The following is a 3170-nucleotide window of genomic DNA, read 5'->3' on the forward strand; positions in this document are numbered from 1 at the left end:
GGCGCGCGGCGGGTCGTGGTGGCGCCGTACTTCCTGGCGCCGGGATACCTGGCCGACCGGGAACTTCATGGTGTTCTCCGGCACCCGCGCCAGCGGCGCCTTGATCGCCACCCCGGCCGCGCACACCGCGAGCACCGCGGCCACCGCTGCGACCGCCGCGTCCCGCCGCCGCGCGCCCGAGCAGGATCGCCTTCCCCGCCGCGCCCTGCCCCAGCCTGTGCCGCGATCCCACGCGATACGCCATGTGGTAGTCCGTCCACGTAGGCTCCACCACCGCGATCGCCAGCGCGTCCGGTCCCTCCGCCACCGTCAGGTGCGCCGTCGCACCCACCGCCTCGGCCAGCCTGCGCAGCGGCGGCGTCGCCGCCTCCCGCAGCAGCGGGTGCACGCGCGCCGCCAGCCGCAGGACCCCGACGCCGAGGTGCACGCGGCCGTCCGGGTCCCGCCGCGCCAGCCCGTGCGCCTCCAAGGTCGCGACCAGGCGGTAGCCGGCGGTGCGCGGCGCCCCGACGCGTTCGGCCAGTTGGGCGACCGTCAGGCCGGAGGTGGCGTCCGCCAGCGCTGTGAGCACGCGGATCCCCCGGTCCAGAGTCTGGCTGGTCTCCGGTTCCGGCGCGGGATCGGTGCGGGTCATACGCGCAGCTTAGATCGTGGGTGGACCATACTCGACGGATGGGTATCGACGACGATCTCTTCCGGCGGCAGCGGCTTCTCCAGATCGAGGCGGAGGCGGTCCTCGACGACCTGGACCTGACGGCCGGGCTGGAGACGATCGGCGATCCGATCCGCACCGGCAGCTCCGCGCTCGGCGTCATGGTGAAGCCGGACATCGACATGACCACCGCCTGCTCCCGCCTCGACCTCGCGGCCTTCGATGCCGTCGCGCACCTGGCGACCCGGCTGGCCCGGCACGAGCGCGTGCGCCAGGTGACCTTCCGCGACGACACCGGCAGCTGGAACACCGAGCCCGACAGGTACCCCGACGGCCTGTTCCTCCAGGTCCAGTACCGCTCCCCGCGCCCGCGCGACTGGAGTCTGGACCTGTGGTTCGTCGACCAGCCCGAGCGCCAGCCGGATCTGGGCCACCTGCGCACGCTGCTGCCCCGCCTCACCGACGAGACGCGCGAAGCCATCCTGCGCATCAAGGAGGAGTGGACGCCGCGCCCCGAGTACGGCCGTGAGGTCAACGGGACTCTGATTTATGAGGCTGTCCTTGATGGGGGAGTACGGACCCTTCCGGACTTCGCGGAGTGGCTGGCGCGGGACGCAGCCGCTTCGATGCCGGATACCGCTTCGATATCAGATACCGACCGGGCCTAGGCAGCCGCGCCACCCGCTCGCGCACCCGGCGCCCGATCCACAGCCACAGCCCGGTGGGCAGGAACACCGCGTCGCCGACCATCATCGCCGCCGAGAACAGCGGCAGCCCCATCACGACCGCGATCGAGAAGTGCATCCCGACCAGCATCACCAGGCACGGGTACTTCAGCCACTTGCTGAACACGGCGAACGGGAACGCGATCTGCACGAACACCGTCAGGTACGCCACGACCGCGATCGTGACGCTCTGCCCCGCCATGAAGTCCGACAGCCCCGGCCAGGGCCGGAACCAGTCCAGATGCAGCGTGTAGTACAGCGCGGTCCCGTTCTGCCAGTCCGAGCCCTGCGACTTGTACAGGCCGGCCGCGGCGTAGACCACGCAGATCTGCGCCGCGATCACCAGCACCGCGGCGTTGTGCAGGAAGGTGACGATCTCCTCGCGCGTCCGGTCCAGCTCGGCGACCGCCTGCCAGCCCGGCGTGTTCGGCCAGGCGAACTCGGCGATGCCGGCCGCCTCCCGCTTCGCGGCCTGCCGACGCTTGCGCCGCGCGTCCAGCGACCAGCGCGCGCCGCAGCGGCTGAAGGCCAGGTAGACGGCCATCAGGCTCATGATGTTGTCGCCGCCGTCGGTGAGGAACACGTTGCGGCCGGTGAACGCCATGAGCGTGAGCGCGAAGCAGATCGACGTCACGCGCGTGCGCCAGCCCAGCACGAACAGCAGGCAGACCAGCATCGCCACGTGGTACCAGAACTCGAACCAGGCGTTGCCGCCGTGCCCGAGGAACGTGTACCACCACCGGTCGACGGCGAGCCAGTCCAGGCCGGGGTCGTTGGCGAACTGCTGGTTCAGCGCTGAGGTCCAGGGCGCGTTCGGGCCCCAGAGCGACTGGCGGTTCGGGTACTCGTGGAGCAGGAAGATCAGGTAGAGCGAGCCGTAGCCGATGCGCAGGACGGCGGTGCCGTAGAGCGCGATCGCGTGCGTCGTGAGATACGTGAGGGTCGTGCCGGCCTTGTGGGCGGCCCACATCAGAGGCTGCCGGCGGAACGGCGGGCACTGCTCGGCGGCTGGCGCGAGAGCGGCGGCTGTCTGGGCAGCTTCGGCTTCCACAGCTCCGACGGCCGCGACGCCGTCCACGCTTTCGACAGTGTCGGCACTGTCAGCGGTCTCGGCGGTGTCGTCGATTTCCGAGGTCACGGAGCCACGCTCCCGTTCGGGCAGCCGTAGGAGACGGCGTCGGGGGAGACCTGCCGCCACGGGACGATGTGCACCGCCGGCTGCTGCACCTGGTTCGGCGCGTCGGCCGGCGCGATGTCGGTGGTGGTGACCCGGAACTCGATGTTCATGATCTTGCCCGGCGGCACGCCGTCCCTGGCGCTGCGCGGCTGGATCCGCTGCATCGCGATGTTCACCAGGTACTGCCGCGTCATCTCGGCGCGCCCGGAGGTGCCGACGTCGGAGGAGTCGTGCGTGGTCAGGTAGGCGTCGGTCCAGGCCCGGCGCAGCTCGTTCTGCTCCATGTGGCCGGGGAAGGGGTTGTGCGCGATGGTGTCGTAGTCCATCTGCGACAGGTTGTACCAGGGTGTGACGCTGCTGTAGCAGTCGGTGGAGACCCTGGCCTCGATCGTGAAGTTCTGGGACATCGGGTTCGGCGCGAACAGCCGCCAGTTCTGGTCGAACCACGGGTAGACCCACTTGGCGATGGGCGTCGCGAGCCTGGTGCTGACCGTGTTCGTCGGCGAGTTGGTCAGGAACGTGATCGTCAGGTGGTACAGCGCCAGCAGCGAGATGCCGAGGACGGCGACGCCCAGGACCGCCCGGGACCACCACGGGCGGGGAGCCGGTCGAGGGG

Annotated in this window: 3 protein-coding genes; 1 reads left to right on the plus strand and 2 read right to left on the minus strand. The window is 70.6% G+C overall.

The annotated features are described in order from the left end of the window. A partial coding sequence (locus GWK61_RS53535) for an IclR family transcriptional regulator (RefSeq protein ID WP_228564498.1) occupies positions 1-634 on the minus strand: 634 nt, incomplete at its 3' end. A 38-nt stretch (positions 635-672) separates the two neighbouring features. Between GWK61_RS53535 and GWK61_RS53540 the strand changes: the two genes are divergently transcribed. After that, a complete protein-coding gene (locus GWK61_RS53540) occupies positions 673-1320 on the plus strand; it encodes a hypothetical protein (RefSeq protein ID WP_194922107.1) in 648 nt (215 codons plus the stop codon). A 1191-nt stretch (positions 1321-2511) separates the two neighbouring features. Here the strand turns inward: GWK61_RS53540 and GWK61_RS53545 are convergent. Continuing rightward, positions 2512-3170 (minus strand): DUF5819 family protein (locus GWK61_RS53545; protein ID WP_228564499.1); only part of this gene is annotated, 659 nt, incomplete at its 5' end.

Source organism: Catenulispora rubra, from assembly GCF_015356825.1.
GTDB classification, from domain to species: domain Bacteria; phylum Actinomycetota; class Actinomycetes; order Streptomycetales; family Catenulisporaceae; genus Catenulispora; species Catenulispora rubra.

Bases quoted from the DNA above. Each gene is read 5' to 3' on its own strand.
- GWK61_RS53540 (WP_194922107.1), top strand. From the start codon at position 673: ATGGGTATCGACGACGATCTCTTCCGGCGGCAGCGGCTTCTCCAGATC.